Annotated in this window: 26 protein-coding genes; 2 read left to right on the forward strand and 24 right to left on the reverse strand. The window is 69.9% G+C overall.

The window, feature by feature from the left end; translation table 11 throughout:
- Positions 1 to 93 precede the first annotated feature (93 nt).
- Genes VFB40_RS25750 through VFB40_RS25765 form a run of 4 tightly spaced genes read right to left on the reverse strand, consistent with a single transcriptional unit; the run spans position 94 to position 3,855 of the window.
- Positions 94 to 249: a hypothetical protein gene (locus VFB40_RS25750; protein ID WP_324855096.1), complete on the reverse strand. Its 156-nt coding sequence runs from the start codon at positions 247 to 249 to the stop codon at positions 94 to 96.
- A 24-nt stretch (positions 250 to 273) separates the two neighbouring features.
- Positions 274 to 795, reverse strand: coding sequence for a hypothetical protein (locus VFB40_RS25755; protein WP_324855098.1), 522 nt, complete (start codon positions 793 to 795; stop codon positions 274 to 276).
- A complete protein-coding gene (locus VFB40_RS25760) occupies positions 779 to 2,998 on the reverse strand; it encodes an FtsK/SpoIIIE domain-containing protein (protein ID WP_324855100.1) in 2,220 nt (739 codons plus the stop codon). Before VFB40_RS25760 ends, VFB40_RS25755 begins: the two co-directional genes overlap by 17 nt.
- The gene (locus tag VFB40_RS25765) at positions 2,998 to 3,855 is read right to left on the reverse strand and encodes a hypothetical protein (RefSeq protein ID WP_324855102.1); all 858 of its coding nucleotides are present in this window, start codon (positions 3,853 to 3,855) and stop codon (positions 2,998 to 3,000) included. Before VFB40_RS25765 ends, VFB40_RS25760 begins: the two co-directional genes overlap by 1 nt.
- Before the next feature lie 104 nt (positions 3,856 to 3,959).
- Here VFB40_RS25765 and VFB40_RS25770 point away from each other — a divergent pair, with 104 nt between their 5' ends.
- Positions 3,960 to 4,259 (forward strand): hypothetical protein, encoded by a 300-nt coding sequence (locus VFB40_RS25770; RefSeq protein ID WP_324855104.1) that lies wholly within the window; start codon positions 3,960 to 3,962, stop codon positions 4,257 to 4,259.
- A 22-nt stretch (positions 4,260 to 4,281) separates the two neighbouring features.
- Here VFB40_RS25770 and VFB40_RS25775 read toward each other — a convergent pair whose 3' ends face one another.
- The 20 genes from VFB40_RS25775 to VFB40_RS25870 all read right to left on the reverse strand — a co-directional run bounded on the left by VFB40_RS25775 (position 4,282) and on the right by VFB40_RS25870 (position 11,370).
- Positions 4,282 to 5,007, reverse strand: a complete 726-nt coding sequence (locus tag VFB40_RS25775) for a DUF6919 family putative SAM-binding protein (RefSeq protein WP_324855105.1) — start codon at positions 5,005 to 5,007, stop codon at positions 4,282 to 4,284.
- Positions 5,004 to 5,297 (reverse strand): hypothetical protein, encoded by a 294-nt coding sequence (locus VFB40_RS25780; RefSeq protein ID WP_324855107.1) that lies wholly within the window; start codon positions 5,295 to 5,297, stop codon positions 5,004 to 5,006. The genes VFB40_RS25775 and VFB40_RS25780 overlap by 4 nt, the downstream gene beginning before the upstream one ends.
- Before the next feature lie 30 nt (positions 5,298 to 5,327).
- Complete coding sequence (locus VFB40_RS25785) at positions 5,328 to 5,498, reverse strand: hypothetical protein (protein ID WP_324855109.1); 171 nt, start codon at positions 5,496 to 5,498, stop codon at positions 5,328 to 5,330.
- A 17-nt stretch (positions 5,499 to 5,515) separates the two neighbouring features.
- The gene (locus VFB40_RS25790) at positions 5,516 to 5,677 is read right to left on the reverse strand and encodes a hypothetical protein (RefSeq protein ID WP_324855111.1); all 162 of its coding nucleotides are present in this window, start codon (positions 5,675 to 5,677) and stop codon (positions 5,516 to 5,518) included.
- A gap of 2 nt (positions 5,678 to 5,679) precedes the next feature.
- Entirely contained in the window at positions 5,680 to 5,922 is a 243-nt protein-coding gene (locus tag VFB40_RS25795; protein ID WP_324855113.1) for a hypothetical protein, read from the reverse strand.
- A gap of 2 nt (positions 5,923 to 5,924) precedes the next feature.
- Positions 5,925 to 6,209, reverse strand: a complete 285-nt coding sequence (locus VFB40_RS25800) for a hypothetical protein (protein WP_324855116.1) — start codon at positions 6,207 to 6,209, stop codon at positions 5,925 to 5,927.
- Between the two features lie 64 nt (positions 6,210 to 6,273).
- The gene (locus VFB40_RS25805) at positions 6,274 to 6,516 is read right to left on the reverse strand and encodes a hypothetical protein (protein ID WP_324855118.1); all 243 of its coding nucleotides are present in this window, start codon (positions 6,514 to 6,516) and stop codon (positions 6,274 to 6,276) included.
- A 3-nt stretch (positions 6,517 to 6,519) separates the two neighbouring features.
- Complete coding sequence (locus VFB40_RS25810; RefSeq protein ID WP_324855120.1) at positions 6,520 to 6,693, reverse strand: hypothetical protein; 174 nt, start codon at positions 6,691 to 6,693, stop codon at positions 6,520 to 6,522.
- A gap of 94 nt (positions 6,694 to 6,787) precedes the next feature.
- On the reverse strand, positions 6,788 to 6,997 hold the full coding sequence (locus VFB40_RS25815) for a hypothetical protein (protein ID WP_324855122.1): 210 nt from the start codon (positions 6,995 to 6,997) through the stop codon (positions 6,788 to 6,790).
- 80 nt (positions 6,998 to 7,077) lie between these two features.
- Positions 7,078 to 7,362 carry a hypothetical protein gene (locus tag VFB40_RS25820; RefSeq protein WP_324855124.1) on the reverse strand — a complete coding sequence of 95 codons (285 nt, stop codon included), beginning with the start codon at positions 7,360 to 7,362 and terminating at the stop codon, positions 7,078 to 7,080.
- Positions 7,359 to 7,757, reverse strand: a complete 399-nt coding sequence (locus VFB40_RS25825; protein WP_324855126.1) for an ATP-binding protein — start codon at positions 7,755 to 7,757, stop codon at positions 7,359 to 7,361. Before VFB40_RS25825 ends, VFB40_RS25820 begins: the two co-directional genes overlap by 4 nt.
- Positions 7,754 to 8,086 (reverse strand): hypothetical protein, encoded by a 333-nt coding sequence (locus VFB40_RS25830; protein WP_324855128.1) that lies wholly within the window; start codon positions 8,084 to 8,086, stop codon positions 7,754 to 7,756. Before VFB40_RS25830 ends, VFB40_RS25825 begins: the two co-directional genes overlap by 4 nt.
- A complete protein-coding gene (locus tag VFB40_RS25835; RefSeq protein ID WP_324855130.1) occupies positions 8,083 to 8,454 on the reverse strand; it encodes a hypothetical protein in 372 nt (123 codons plus the stop codon). Before VFB40_RS25835 ends, VFB40_RS25830 begins: the two co-directional genes overlap by 4 nt.
- Complete coding sequence (locus tag VFB40_RS25840) at positions 8,454 to 8,819, reverse strand: hypothetical protein (RefSeq protein ID WP_324855131.1); 366 nt, start codon at positions 8,817 to 8,819, stop codon at positions 8,454 to 8,456. Before VFB40_RS25840 ends, VFB40_RS25835 begins: the two co-directional genes overlap by 1 nt.
- Positions 8,816 to 9,139 carry a hypothetical protein gene (locus tag VFB40_RS25845; protein ID WP_324855133.1) on the reverse strand — a complete coding sequence of 108 codons (324 nt, stop codon included), beginning with the start codon at positions 9,137 to 9,139 and terminating at the stop codon, positions 8,816 to 8,818. Before VFB40_RS25845 ends, VFB40_RS25840 begins: the two co-directional genes overlap by 4 nt.
- Positions 9,136 to 9,441, reverse strand: a complete 306-nt coding sequence (locus tag VFB40_RS25850; protein ID WP_324855135.1) for a hypothetical protein — start codon at positions 9,439 to 9,441, stop codon at positions 9,136 to 9,138. Before VFB40_RS25850 ends, VFB40_RS25845 begins: the two co-directional genes overlap by 4 nt.
- A 134-nt stretch (positions 9,442 to 9,575) precedes the next feature.
- The gene (locus VFB40_RS25855) at positions 9,576 to 9,788 is read right to left on the reverse strand and encodes a hypothetical protein (RefSeq protein WP_324855137.1); all 213 of its coding nucleotides are present in this window, start codon (positions 9,786 to 9,788) and stop codon (positions 9,576 to 9,578) included.
- A gap of 87 nt (positions 9,789 to 9,875) precedes the next feature.
- Positions 9,876 to 10,157, reverse strand: coding sequence for a hypothetical protein (locus VFB40_RS25860; protein WP_324855139.1), 282 nt, complete (start codon positions 10,155 to 10,157; stop codon positions 9,876 to 9,878).
- Positions 10,158 to 10,240: 83 nt separating this feature from the next.
- Positions 10,241 to 10,465: a helix-turn-helix domain-containing protein gene (locus VFB40_RS25865; RefSeq protein WP_324855141.1), complete on the reverse strand. Its 225-nt coding sequence runs from the start codon at positions 10,463 to 10,465 to the stop codon at positions 10,241 to 10,243.
- Between the two features lie 164 nt (positions 10,466 to 10,629).
- Positions 10,630 to 11,370 (reverse strand): GntR family transcriptional regulator, encoded by a 741-nt coding sequence (locus tag VFB40_RS25870; protein ID WP_324855143.1) that lies wholly within the window; start codon positions 11,368 to 11,370, stop codon positions 10,630 to 10,632.
- A gap of 113 nt (positions 11,371 to 11,483) precedes the next feature.
- On the opposite strand from VFB40_RS25870, the gene VFB40_RS25875 reads away from it, so the two are divergent.
- A complete protein-coding gene (locus tag VFB40_RS25875) occupies positions 11,484 to 12,947 on the forward strand; it encodes a DnaB-like helicase N-terminal domain-containing protein (protein ID WP_324855145.1) in 1,464 nt (487 codons plus the stop codon).
- Positions 12,948 to 13,318: the final 371 nt, after the last annotated feature.

Below are 13,318 nucleotides of genomic sequence, written 5' to 3' on the forward strand. Positions count from 1 at the left end.
CGGTGCTCCGACCGGCGCACTGCATGCCGGCTTGTGGTTTCAGGTTAGCGGCCGCTTGCCGGGAGGGTGCGGGTTTCCACGGCTTTCACCCGTTCAGATCGAGGACTGGAACGCGGCGACCGGCGTGCCGGTCTGGCTGGGTGTGTCGGTGCTGCGGGTGCGGGCGAGTTCGGCGAGCGGGGTGTGCCGCAGGCCGCAGATCTGGCTGGTGAGGGGCGTCTGGGCCTGGGTGTTGGTGGCGGTGTCCATCGGGTCTCCTTGGGTGCGGTTGGTTCAGTATCCAGCGGGTCGCTGCTTGCGGGTGCGCGCCGAGCGCGGCAACAACGCCGGGTCCACCTGGCCGGTCCAGGCGCGCCGATTGGCGTCCTGCGCGGCGGCGTCGAACGTGGGCACGGCCCGGGAGCCGTTGAACGTGCCGTCGGGGTTGCGGACGGGGACGACGGTGGTCGCGGTGGTTTTGCGGGTGCGGGTTCCGGCGGTTTTCTTCGGGGGCTGCGCGGCTTTGGCCTGCCGGGCTGCGACCGCGCGGTTCTGCGCGGGGATACCGAGCGCGACCGCGTACGGGTCGGTGCGTTTGGCCGCAGCCTTCTTCCCGGGCGTCTTCTTCGCCGCTGCCTTGGTGGCGCGCTGCACGTCCCGCTGCCGCGTCGCCGCGTTCACCTTCACCGTGCGGGTCGCGGTCTTCGACCGCACCGCGGACATCACCTCAGGGCCGGAAAGGGCACGCCACAGCACCCGGTGCGGCGCCATGGCGCGCAACGCCCGCTTAAGCGGAGACCTACGACGCCGCGCCATCGGCGTCCCTCCGCTGCCGCAGCACATCCGGCCGCCAGTAATAGTCCGTCCCCGACCGGCGCTCCACCTCGATCCAGCCGTTATCCCTCCAGTACCGCAACGGCCGGCGGATCCACGACTCCGAGTTGAACTCGTGCCCCGCCGACTTCGCCAGCGCGTCCAAGTCCGGGGCGCTGACCGGCTCGTCCTGCTCGCCGAGCAGCGCCCACAGCGGCCGGTACTTCGCCTCCACGACCGTGTTCGAGTTCGGGTAGGTCGGCACCGCGTACAAGGTGCGCCCGTCACGGTGGTACGCCTGCGCCACCTCGATCGCGTCCATCGGCCGACCGCCGCCGCGCGGGCCACCGCCGCCGCCGTCCCCGGACTCCTCATCCTGACCCCACGCCCAGTACGCGTCCCAGAACGCCTGCGCGCTGCCCTCGTCCAACTCCGGGACCTGCCCCCGGTACTGCGCGACGGTGCGCGCGATGTCCTGATCCGTGACCATGTAGGCGCGCGAGACCCGCGGCCGGCGGTGCTCGCGGGAGAGCACCATCATCTTCCCCGGCAGGTCCAGCAGATCCAGGCGCCAGTTGCGCCCGTGCATACCCTGCCCGAGGATCATGTTCGTGGCGCCCTGCTCGGCGGTCTGCAACCCGATCCGGTTGCGGTAGTTCAGGCGCGCGTCGGTCGAGTCGTCGAACACACCCCTGCTCGGGGTCTGCGTCGCGTCCAGGGAGAACTCGCCGATGAACCGTTGTACCGCGCGCAGCGACTGGATCGCCTTCGCCGAACCCTTGACGTTCTTGGTCAGCTCCGCGAGCTCGTCGATCCCGGCGAGGATGAACGGCCCGTACTCCGGGCGCCACTTGCGCACCGTCTCGCCGTCCTCGTCGACCTCGAACGGCACGTCCTTTTCCGCCAGCAGGTTGCCGCGGTATTCGTAGACGGCGCGCAGGCCGGCCAGTGTGCGCATTCCTTCTTCGGGACTGGCGGCGACGTGGAATGCGACGTCTTTGTAGGCGCGGAATTCCGGGGCGCCGGCCTTGCAGTCCACGAGGATACGCACGAGATCTTTGCAGCCGAGGGTGCCGAGCAGGATCGCGTTGACGACGCCGGATTTCCCGCCGTCCGTGGTTCCCGCGACCAGGGTGTGACCCCACGCCATATTCAGGGTGATCTCGCTGCCGTCCTCGAACCGGCCCAGCGGCACCGGCTCCAGGATGCTCGTGATGCGCGGCCCGGGCCATGGCTGGGGCTCGGCGAGTGGGTCCTGCCCGTCGTGAACCGTGATCTTGATGAGGTCTTCGCGGTTGCCCGGCTCGATCTCGATGCGCCGCGCCCGCATCCTCCCCGCGATCTTCTTGGCCTGCTGCTCCAGGGACTCAGGCGACGCGTCGGTCTCGGAGAGGTCCGCGAACACGTACCACACGTCCTCGTTGACGCGTCGCACCGGGGAGAGGATTACACCCTCGCCCTTGTGCTTCGCCAGGGCGGCGGTCAGACGGAACTCTTCGTCGGACTGGGGCAGCGCGCCGGGCGCCCAGGCAGCGGGCGGCAACGGCGCCGGGCCGGTGTTGCCGGCGGCGACCAAGGCAACGGAGTACTCGCGGGTGCGCTCGAGCTTGTGGTGCCCCCACTGGTGCCAGCCGGTGTAGGCAACACCGAGGGCAACGGCAACGGCGGTCGCGGTCCACCAGGACAGCCCGGCGGCGGCGCTGGTTCCCGCCATCACGAGCGTTGCCCCGGCGCCGGCAACACCTTTGGTGAACGCGGGGTCGGCGTCGTTGCCGTGCCGCTTGTGGGCGGTGATACCGGAGCGGATCAGCCACATGCCGACGGTGATGATCCCGCCGCCGATGAGGGGGTGGTAGGGCTCACTGTGGGCCATGGCGGAGATCCCGGCCATGGTCAGTACGCCGAGCGCCGGGAGGATGTGGTTGTCGGCGGCGTGCCCGAAGAGGTCTTTGATGCCGACGAGCCAGCGCGGCGGGGTGCGGGTGGGAGAGCCCATGAGCCGCGACACGGTGAGCGGATCAAGGATTTGGTGCGGATGGGCGTACGCCCCGGGGTGGATCGCGGTCGGGTGGATCACCTGCGGTGATGGGTTCCAATCGGTGCGGGGCGACACGACACGGTCCGGGTAGGGCACGAGGTCCACCGAGTCGTTCTCGGTGATCTCCTCGTCGTCGTGGGTGTCGTGTCGTGTCGTCCAGGTGCTCATCAGCTCACCGCCCAGGCGGGTTCGGGGTCGTCTGCGGGTTCGTCCGGGGTATCGGGGCGCTTGTCGCGGGCTTCGATGACGCGGTCGCGGACTTTCATCGCGGTGGCGCGGTGTTTGGTGCCGATGGCGTCTGCGATCACCATGAGGGCGACGTCGTCGCCGTGGTCGGCGAGCAGCCGGGCGACGATCTTGTCTTTCTCGTCCTTGGGGATCAGGCGCCGCGGGCTGTTGCCTGCCGCGGGGGACGGCGCGGGACGGGCAACGGCGCTCGCGGGCAACGCCGTTGCCGCGGGTGTTGCCGCAGGGGGTGTTGCCGGGCTTTTGGCAACGGCGGGCAACGCAGGCGAGGCAACGCGCGGAGGCGTTGCCGTCTTCGCCGGGGCAACGGGCAACGGCGTTTCCTCCGCCGCGTTGCCGTTGCCGTCGGCCAGTGCCCGCAGATGCAACACGCGGCCGACGATGAACGGAGGCGACGCGGCGACGAGCGAGAGCAACACGTCGCGGATCCACGGCTGCACCATCGTCCCGGCGAGCACGAGGAACCGGTCGAGGATGTTGCACGCGACGGACATGGCGAGCGCCCCGGCGCCGTTGCGTAGCGCGGACTCGCGGGCGGGGTGCACGGCCGGGACGCGGTCGGCGAACCACATGGCGATGTAGGCGTAGGCGTCGATGCTGACAGGCAGCAGGACGGCGAGGGGTTTGGGTAGGCCGATGAGGCGGCCGAGTGCGTAGAGGGTGGGGAAGGAGATTCCGGCGGCGCATAGCAGCACGACGGTGCCGCCGATCATGACGCCTTTGCGGACGTTTTCTTTGATCGGCGGGGCGGGCTTGTGGGCCTGCTGTCGGCTGCCCATGTCTGCGGCGCTCCTTCGATTCCGGGTGTCGGGGTGGTTTGTCAGTTCTCGGAGTTCAGTGTAACGCGCGCATTACTTGCCTGTCTGCCTTTACACTTCGGGGCGTGGGGCCTGAGGACATTGATGCCGCCGTAGAGCAGATTCGTTCGATTCCTGATGATCTGGATCGAATGAGGGCGGCGCACGGGCTGATTCGGGCAATGCTGAAAGCTGTGGTGGAGCTGACCCGTATTCGGGCGGTTGCTGCGAAGTCTTTGAATACGCGGCCGGTTCCTGCGGGGGGCAGGAAGTGGACGTATGAGCGGATCGCGCAGGATCTGGGGCTCGGGGGCCGTAACGTGCGGCAGCGGGGGGCGAATGTGGTCAAGGGCAGCCGCACACAGGACCCGGAGCTCGAGGACTAGCCGGGTGCTTGGGCTGCTCGCCTCATGCGGCTTCACCGGCGGCCCACTCGGCGAGCAGTGGCCACAGGCGGTCGTTGCGCCCGTACTCGGTGTCGGCGAGCGTGACCTGCCAGGCACCCGCCAGTGCCTTGACCGCGGGCCGGGAGAGGGCGCCGCGGTAGATCGAGCGGACCTCGCGGCACGAGAGCGGCGGCCCGAACACGGTGCTGAGCCACTGGTCGCCGGGGTCGTGGGGGTCGGCGTGGATGGTGGCGGGAATCTCGTACTGGCCCCGCGTGCGGCGCGGCTTGCGGCCGGGAGCCCAGATGTACACGTACAGGCCGTGCTCGACCGCGCGGGGCGCGAACGCCTCGTGGAGGGACGCCGCGGTGCGCTCGTCGCAGTACCCGGAGACGGCGGCCAGTTGCCGCCACAGGCGCCCGTTGTAGCCGAGCGTGGGGGCGTGGCCGGGCTGGGAGCAGTCGGTGACGTATCCGGCGCGGTTGGCGGCGGCGAGCGTGGGGATCAGGTCGCGGGTTTCGGGGTCGGGGCAGGTGGCGCCGTAGGCGGGCAGGTAGAGGTTGCGCCCTTCGAGCCAGTCGGCGGTGAGCAGCCCGAGGGAGCGCAGGCTGGCGGCTTGGTACCAGGTGGCGGCGTCGGCGCGGTATTGGGCGCGTTCGGCGGGGGTCAGGGGCCGGTCGCGGTCCTCGGTGCGTACGACGGTTCCGTCGAGGGCGCCGGTGATCCAGGCGGGCAGCGTGGCGGTCACGGTGTGGCTCCTGTCGGGATGATCTGGTTGCTGGTTCGGGTGAGGTAGGTGGCTGCGGCGAGCAGCGCGGCGAGCAGCAGGCCGAACAGCGCCACGCCACTGGCCGAGTAGTGCAGGACGAACAGGGCGAGTCCGGTGGCGGTGAGGCGCCGGCCCGCAGCGGCGAGGGCCTGGACGTAACGCAGGGAGTCGTGGTCGGGGGTGCTGGTCCAGTTGCCGTAGAACCCGAGGACGCCGAAGACGGCGAGCACGCCGCCGAGTGTGAGGAGCAGCAGGGTGAGGGTGAGCATGGTGTTCGCCTCCTTCGGCGCGCAGGGGTGCTAGCGGGTGCGTCGCGCCTTGGCGCGGGCTTCGGCTTCGACGACGGCCCGGTTGGCGGCGGCGAACTCGGGGGTCTCGTTTAGGTCGCCGGTGCGGCGGGCGTTGGCCATGTACTCGGCGAGGTCGGCTCGGGCGGCTTGGACGTCGGGGTCGGTGCGGAAGATCCTCACGGTGGTTCCTCTCTCGGTTAGCGGTCGCGGCGCCGGCGCTTGGTGCCGGTGGATTCGGTGACCCGGATCGGGCCGAGGCGCTCGGACGCCCACAGTCGGGTCCGGGAGCGGCGCCCCGTACTGCGGGACAGGCCGACGCGGACACCGGGCAGGATCTTGAAGCTGATGCCGAAACGCACGGTCAGTCCCCCTGGGCAAGTAGGCGGCGGCGCAGTTCTTCGGCGTCACCGATGGAGAGCACGAGCAGGAGAGCGGGCGCGCCGCCGAAGCTGACGGCTACTTCCGCGGTGTCTTCGTTTGTCGCGAGAGGCTGCTGGAGGTCTCGCTGTTCGGCCCAGTCGATGAGCGCTTGGGCGACGGCGCCGAGTGGGTGCCAGTGGACGCTGCTGGTTCTCGAGAGGATGCGGGTCCGGTTGCCGAACATGGTCAGTTCCCGTCGTCGTGGGTGTGTTGGTCGTTTTCGGCGCGTTCGGCGAACGGGACGTCGTCGGCCGGTCCGGTGGCCGGCCGGTACGGGCCGGGCGCGTGGTCGTCGTCGAGCGGGACCTGCGGGCGGGCGGTCTGTCCGCTGCGGGTCGCGGTGATCCAGGCGGGGGCGAACAGGACGAGGGCCGCGGCTAGGCAGTAGACGAGGGCGGCACCGTGGCTCCAGGCGCCGATGGCGGTGAGGATCGCGGAGGCGAGTGCGAGGGCCTTGCTGAGTCGGTTCACGATGGTTCCTTTCGCGGGGCCGGGGCCCGGCCTGCCGGTGGTGGGCGGCAGACCGGGCGGGGCGTTACGGTGCCGGGCGTTCGATCACCTCGAGCGCGAGATCCCGGTGGAAGTCGCCGCGCTCGATGTCCGGCGCGTGGAACACGCGCACGCGGGTGACGTACCGGTCGGTGTCGGTGAAGCGGGCCGCGGCCCAGTGGCGGACCACCGCGAGGTCGCTGTTCCTGATCATGATCTGGTGGCCGCCGGTGGCGGTGGGTTTGGCCTGGTCGTCGCGGTCGTACGCGAACGCCACGTACGCGGGCATGGGCTACTGTTCGCGTCCGTTGACGTACACGCGCCCGTTGATCACGGCGATGTTGTCGGCGCCGGGGTCGGTGGTGACGGTGTTGCCGTCGGCGGTGGTGATGGTGCGGGTGCCGCCGGGGCTGGTGGCGATGGTGTTGCCGTTGCCCTGGATGGTGATGTTCTGCTTGCGGCCCATTGCGGGGTTCCTTTCGGACGGTTGGTGTCGGGTTCGGGCTGGTCGCCCGCCGTGGCCGGCCGGGCGTGGGGTCCCGGCCGGCCACGGGAGGCGGTCAGCGGTAGTCGTCGGCGGTCGGCGGCCCGTAGCCGGGGACGCCGTGGATGCGGGACTGGCGGTTCATCTCGGCGAACACGTCGTCGTGGTCGTGGTTCTCGTAGCCGTCCTGGTCGATGGGGCCCTTGTAGCCGGATTCGCGCAGGGCGCGGTGGCGGGCTTCGGCGGGGGTGTCGTTCTTCGGGTCGAAGAGGCGATGCGTGGCCATGAGCGGGGTTCCTTCCGTTCGGGTTGGTGTGTCGGGTTCGCACTCGCGGCGGGTGTCCGGCCGCCGTGGGCACGCGCCCGTCACGCGGTGGCGTAGCCGGGTAGGTCGGTGTGCGGCACTGAGGCCCGCAGGTAGTCGGCGCCTTGGTCGCACCAGGTGTCGCCGCGCCTGCAGGTGGGGCAGTGGCGGCAGTGCGTTTCGTAGGCCCAGGTGGCCAGTTGCCGGGCGGTGGGGTCGGTGATGGTGGTCGCGCCGTCCAGGGCGATCACGAGCGGGTAGCCCACGGCTGGCTCCCGGTCCGGCGCAGCCAATCCTGATCGAGGATGTCCGTCGTAGGCGGCATTGGCGGTGTCGGGCTGATTCATCGGGGGTCTCCGAGGTGGATGAGGGCGGTGACGGTGTGGGCGCCGTCAGCGGTGTGTTCGTCGACCTGCCGGCACAGGGCGGCCACGATGCCCAGGCCGAGGCCGTGTTCGTCGTCGGGCAGCGGGGAGAGGCGGGGGGCGGGCGGGACGCGGTCGGTGACGGTGAGGGTCATCTCGTCCATACCGAATGCTGCGGTGACTTGCAGGGGCGGGTCGGCGTAGAGGATCGCGTTGGTGGCTAGTTCGCAGGCGACGAGAATCGCGGTGTCGGCGGGCAGGTCCCGGTTGCGCAGGAGTGTGGTGAGCCAGTCGCGTACGAGCGCGGGGACGCTGGGGTTGAGGCGGGTGGTGCGCAGGGCGTGGGTGACGGTGGCTGCGTGCAGGAGGGCGGTCACGTGCTCCAACCTCCCCTGTGTGTGCTGGTGGGGGAATGGCCCGGTCGGGCGGCCCGGTTGTGTCCTGGCCGTCTGGTCCATTTGCGCAGGATCCGGCCGAGCAGGGCGCGCAGGAGTTGGTGTTGCAGGGCGAGGGAGAGCCGCCACGCGGTGGCCTCGGTCAGGAATCCGAGGGTGCAGTCGGGGATCACCTGGGGGTTGAGGATCTGCAGGGTGGGTGCGGCGCCGTGGTCTTGGGTGAGGGCGATCGTCCATTGGCCGGCGGTGGTGTCGGGGGCTTCGCGGATGCCTTCGTCGACGGTGACGCACCAGATCGGCAGGGCGCTCATGACGCGTCGCTCCCGCCGTGGCGGCCGGTGAGCTGGATGACTTGGGCGAGGGTGGCGTCGGCGAGCGCGTCGGTCTGGGCGCGGGCGAGCTGGTCGTCGGCGGCCTGGTCCATGCGTCCGTTGACGTACGCCTTGCGCATCAGGTCGAGCAGGACCGCGAGGAGCGGGGTGCCGGGCCGGTTGGCGAGGCGTTCGAGAGCTTTGGCGGCGGCTTCGCGCATGTCGGCGGCGACATCGGGTGCGAGTGCCTGGGTGGTGGCCTTGTCGCGGGCGCGGTCGAGGTCGCGTAGCCGCGCGGGGAGCACTGTGGCCTCGGCGCGGTGGGGCGGGACGAGGGCGAGCAGTGGGGGCTGGGTGGCGGTGGGCATCAGTCGGGCTCTCCGTCGCTGTCGCCGTAGGGCGTGAGCGGCTTGTCGTCGGGGAGGGTCTCGCTGTCGCACGCGTTGCACGGCGTGGCGGTGGCCTGCTGGAGGGCGGCCAGGATCCGGTCGGCGCGCTCGCGGATACGGGCGGCGGGGGCGAGGCGGGTGAGGGCCGCGCCGTTGGCGAGCGTGTTCGCGTCGTCGCGGATGAGTTGCGCGAGTTGCATGACGGGCGCGGTGTGTTCGTGTGCGGTGTCCCACAGGTCGTGTAGGGCGCTTTCGACGGTGTTGCGGGTGTCTTCGTGTAGGGCGAGCGCGGCCATGAGTTTGCGTGCGGCGTCCTGCACGGGCTCGGGAGTGTGCTGGCTCATCGCGGCCACTCCGCTCCGGTGTCTGCTCGGGCGCGGTCGATCCAGTCGTGGGCCGCGCCGGAGATGGTTGAGCCGGCGAGTTCGAGGTGCTGGCCGATGATCCGGGACTGTTCGGGGGTTAGGCCCTCGAGTCCGAACGCGGCTGAGGCGAGGTTGTCGAGGGTTTCGAGCAGTTCGCTGATGATGGACTGCTGGCCGTAGGCGTGGATGGATTCGAGGATGCGGGCGAGTTCGGTGGCGTTGGCGGGGGTCCAGCGGGCGAGGGTGCCCAGCGCGTGGATCGCGGGAATAGCGGCGGGGTGCGGGTCGCGGGCGGTCATCGCGCACCGGCCAGGGTGAGTCGGGCCTGGAGCGCGGCAAGCTCGGCCCAACGCCCGGCGAGCGCCGCGATCAGCGCGCCGAGTTCGTCGAGGTCGAGGTATTCGGTTTCGCCGGCGGCGTAGAGGGAGACGACGGGCTGGCCGGTCAACAGGATTTCGAGGGCGTGGGCGTGGGGGCCGACGTGGGTGACGTGGCTGTAGTGGTAGTCGTGGCCTTCGTTGGGGTCCGAGTGGTTGACGGTGCACCACGCGAACGCGGGGCATTGGGTGTCGGTGGCTTCGGCTACGGTGTTGGCGGCCATGTGGCCACTTCCTTTCGCGAGGTCTGGGCCCGGTGTCGTGCTAGCGGCGCCGGGTTCGCGCTGTCTGCGGGTGCTGGCGTGGTCTGGACGCTGCCCGGCCGGAGGCGTCGGGGGCCGGGCAGCCACCGGACCGGTCAGGACGCAGTGTTCGCGTAGGTCGGCGCGAGGCTCTTGACCTCGTCCATCAGCGACTCGAAGTCCTCGTCTTCCAGGTCGATGCCGCGCTCGTCGAGCCAGGCGCCGATGTAGGCGGCGCGGGCCTGGGCGCTGGGCCGGTTGCCGTTTTCCTCGACGAGGCCGGGGGTGATCTCTTGGGCGAGTTGTTCGAGTGCGGCGTGGTTGTTCATCGGGTGCTCCTTCGCTGCTGGCTGGTTCGGTGGAGGCCGCCCGCGTCCCGGGGAGGGGTCACGAGACGCGGGCGGCGGTCTCGGGGGTTAGTCGGCCGTGACGTAGTCGTGCGGGGTGAGGGTGAGCACGTCGCCGCGGATCTCCAGGTACAGCGAGTCGTCGTCGGCGCGCGTCGCCTCGGCCAGCGGGTCGTACGCGGCCACCTCGGCGTCCACGTCTTCCGGCAGGGAGAACGCCGATGTGCGCGAGTCGCGGTACATCTCGCGGGCGGTCTCGGTGAATCGCTGGGTGCCGAGCTCGTGGTCGTGCACGCCGAGGATCTGGCCGGAGTCGATGTCGCATGCCTTGGTGAGGATCCAGATCTGCACGGCGTTGCTCCTTCGCGGGCTGCTGGGTTTCGGGGTTCTCGGGCTGGTGTCGCGGGTCGATGCGCTGGGGGTGCGGTGGTGTGTCACGCCGCCGCAGGAGCACGCTCGGACTGCGGGGCGGCGGTGCCGGTCTCGATCTCGGCCAGGTAGCGCTCGCACTCCGACTCGCGGATGCGGTACTTGCCGCCGGGGACGTGCTGCACGGCCTTGATGCGCTCGGTGCGGATCAGGCCGCGGACGCCGGACGGGCTCATGCCGAGTACTTCTGACGCCTCCGTGACGGAGAGCCATCTGTCTGTGTTGCGCACCGTTGCCCTCCTTCATCGGGTGGTGTCGGTTCTGCTGGTTCTGCTCGGATTGCTTCAACAGTACAGCTCTATCATAGAGTCGTCAATGCTGGTAATCTTGGGAGTGCAAGAAAAAGCCCCAGGCATCTGACCTGGGGCTCTGCGACCTATTACGGGAGGAGTGGCTACTCGTGCACTGGCAGCTCGTACTCCAGCAGGTAGCGGTCTCCGCCGAACACCATCACCAGCGCCTCGATCGGCAGCCGGCCATCCGTGTACGTCACCCGCAGCAGACGCAGCACGGGCGTACCAGCGGACAGCCGCAGATCACGGGCCTCGCTGGCGGTCGGCATGCGGGTCTCCACCCATTCGAGAGCCGGGTGGCGCGGGATGTAGCCGAGACGGCGCAGCGCCGCGAGCGAACCGCCCTTCAGCCCGGCGGGGGAGTCGAGCTCCGTTCCGCGCGCGATCTCGACAGGGAAGTACGAGTCCACCAGCTCGATCGGCTTACCCTTCTCAACCATCAGGCGGCTACGGCGCACAGCGCGCGCTCCGTCGTCGAGCCCCAGCTTCTCCGCTACGTCACTGGGCGGCACAACCTCGCTGATACCCAGCAGGCGGGAGGGCGCGCGGTACCGGGCCGGGTCGTCACCTTCGGGCGGCGAGGTGTAGTCCGCCGACCGGCTGATGGTGCGCTGGACGTTGCGAACGTAGACGCCTTTGCCCTGCTTGGACTCGACCAGGCCAGCGGCCTTCAGTGCCCGGACCGCCGCCTGGGCGGTGGAGTTCGAGGTGTCGTACTGCTCGATCAGCGCGCTCACGGACGGGATCGCCTCGCCGGGCTTGATCTCGCCACCTTCGATTCGCGCGCGCAGGTCGTTGGCGATCTGGACGTAGGCGGGGGTGTCGCCGCCGAGTTCGGACATGATGGCCGTCGCCTCCTCTCGTCACTCTGGCGCTATGACGGCAATGCCGCTATAGCGCTATGGCCTCAGAGTACGCGTGTACGCGAAAACACGGCTATTGCGGGGCCGCACGCGTGAGCGCCCGCGAGGAGGCCACACGAGCGGCTGAACGCGCCGTACTCGGCGCGATGCTGTTCCATCACTCCGCCGTGCCCGAAGCGGCGACCTACCTCGACGCCGACCAGTTCGACGAACCACGCCACGGCTACGTGTTCACCGCCGCGACCGCGCTGCACGCACGCAGCGCCCCGACGAACCCGGCAGCCGTCCTCGACGAACTACACCGGCTCGGACACCTGCACGGCAGCCTCAACGCCGCATACGTCCACGCGCTGACCGACGACGCGTGCCTGACAACCCAGGTCGGCTACTACGCCGCGATCATCACCCGTGAGGCGCGGCGGCGCAGACTGAACCTCGCGTTCCGCTCCGGACTGGCCGCGCTCGACGAGACCGAAGGCGAAGACCTTCCCGAGCTGGCGGCGAAGCTCACCCGCGACCTGACGGAACTCGCCTCGCCCATGGACGGCGCGGTCGGCCCGCTGGACAAGTTCGCGTTCGACGGCTGGTCGTTCCTCAAGCACCAGGGCGAACACGCCGAGCCCGTATGGGGCAGGCGCGGCAGCGTCGCGTGGCCGGTCGGCGAGGCGTGCATGCTCGCCGGGCCGCCGGGAGTGGGCAAGACCACCATCGCGCACCAGGTGCTACTCGGCCGGATCGGCATCGGCGGCGACGTGCTCGGCCTGCCCGTGGTGCCCACCGGTTCCAAGGTGCTCTACCTAGCGATGGACCGGCCCTCGCAGATCGCCCGAGCATTCGCCCGGCTCGTCAGCGACGAACACGAGGCGGTCCTGCGGGAGCGGCTGGTGTGGTGGGCTGGGCCGCTGCCTGCGGTGCTGGAGAAGGAGCCGTGGGTTCTCGCCGAGCTCGCCGAGCGGCACGGCGCGGACACCATCGTGGTCGATTCGATCAAAGACACCATCCGGAAGGTCGCCGACGACGAGTCGGGCAACGCGTACAACCGGGCCCGGCAGAACGTACTGGCCGAGGGCATGCAGATCCTCGAACTGCACCACAACCGGAAGGCACAGGCCGGCCAGAGCCGCGAGGAAAGCCTGGACGCGATTTTCGGCTCTGCGTGGCTCACAGCTGGCGCTGGCTCGGTGTTCGGCCTGTACGGCGACCCTGGCGACCCGGTCGTCAGGATGCGGCACCTGAAGCAGTCCTCGGGCGATCTGGGGAGCTTCGACGTGGTGCATGACTTCGACCGTGGGATCAGCCAGATCGACGACGGGCGCGATCCGCTGGCGATCCTCAAGCGGGCTGCCAACGGCATCACGGCGCACGAGCTGGCGGCAGCGTTGTGCGCGAAGGCGTCCGGCCCGGATCGCAACGAGGTGGAGAAGGCGCGTCGCAAGCTCGACTCGTTCGCGGCGAAGGGCGTCGCGTTCAAGGAGGACGGCGCTCGGGGCGGCGCGAGCGGCGGCCAGCAGGCCCGGTATTGGCTGATGGAGCGGCAGCTTGAGGTGGCGGCCTAATGTCCCGAAATGTCGATCACGGAAGCGATCACGCGATCTTGAACAGACGCACCGATCACGCACCGATCACGCGGCGGTCAGCAGAAGACGAAACCGCATGTCAGGCGATCACGGCACCGATCACGCCCGACACATCCCCGACCGATCACGCTGCGCGCCCTCTCTTAAGAGAGGGCGCAGCGGTCGATCGGCAGCCGGAACAATCGAATCCAGACACCAGGGAGCACACGATGAGCACTGAGCCCTGCACGCAGCAGCACACCTACACCATCACCGGCCGCGACGGCACGACCCTCGCCACCACCCAGACCGGGCCGAAACTCGCCTGGGTGCTGTGGACCAACGCGGGCGAGAACGCCCTCGACCTGACC

It is taken from the genome of Actinocrinis sp. (assembly GCF_035650855.1).
Lineage (GTDB): Bacteria > Actinomycetota > Actinomycetes > Streptomycetales > Catenulisporaceae > Actinocrinis.